The sequence below is a fragment of the Oleiphilus sp. HI0117 genome, assembly GCF_001635235.1.
Window position 1 is genome coordinate 1 of sequence record NZ_LWGA01000266.1, and the last position, 993, is coordinate 993.

Here is a 993-nt window from a genome sequence, read left to right on the forward strand (position 1 = left end):
ACCGTGTTGGTTGCTGATGATACGCGTGCGTCCTCTGATTTCATCGACATTAAAATGTGTATGGCCGAATACCCAATAGTCAGGGGCGTATGAATCAATGAGATCGATATGCTCGTTACAGAAATATGCTGTAATTTCATCTATTGAGTGCTGTTTATTTCTAAACTGGAGGCTCGGTGAGAAGTGAGTCACTACCATGGACGGGAGTTTTTCATCTTGTGTTGCTTGTAGCTGTTGTTTGAGCCATTCGCGTTGTTGGTGCCCAAGTTCAATACACTCTTGTGTACTAAATTTATGGTCACCCATTCCAATATAATGAAAGTCATTGATCCGATCAGCGATGACTGGTTCGACATTAGGAAACTCTTCGTTTTTTAGAGCGGATAGTGTTGTCCAACCTGTGCAGCCGATAAACCTAACGCCCTGGACTACTTTTGAATCGCATTGAAGAAAGTGTATTTGTTTCGACTTTGAGAACTCTTCTCGTAAAGCTTGTTCTGTCTCAATCATATTCTTGCAACCGTAGTATTCGTGGTTGCCGGGCACGAACACAATATCCATGTTTGGTCTGAATTCGGTGAGCAATGGTAGTATTTTCTGAATGTCACAGGCTTTATGGACATCACCAGCTAACACTAGAATATCGGGTGTAAACTCAAGCCAATACATAGGAGCACCTTGGAGCTCCATGTGCAAGTCGCTGTGAATTGCAATTTTTGTCATTTTTGCTCTCCAGGATGGTGGTCATCGTAGATATTATTTGGGGGGACATAGTTTTCGCTATGGGTCCAAGTGATTATTCCGTTATCAGTTGCGGAACATAGAATTCGATTTCTTTCTTCTAGTGTCTTTGTAAGCAGGCCTGACTCGCTAAGTTTGCGTAGATGATTGAATAAAGTATCTGGGTCAATCCGACCGTCAATAAATGCAAGTCGATTAGATGCTTTTTTGATGTCTTTTGACATGAGCATTAATTCCAAATCTATAGAGAAA

Annotated in this window: 2 protein-coding genes; both read right to left on the reverse strand. The window is 41.5% G+C overall.

All coding sequences use genetic code 11. The features are described 5' to 3' along the window. The coding region (locus tag A3757_RS03310) for a metallophosphoesterase (RefSeq protein WP_068739171.1) at nt 1-723 on the reverse strand (723 nt) is incomplete at its 3' end. Further along, the coding region (locus A3757_RS03315) for a hypothetical protein (RefSeq protein ID WP_231878201.1) at nt 720-993 on the reverse strand (274 nt) is incomplete at its 5' end. The genes A3757_RS03310 and A3757_RS03315, both read right to left, overlap by 4 nt.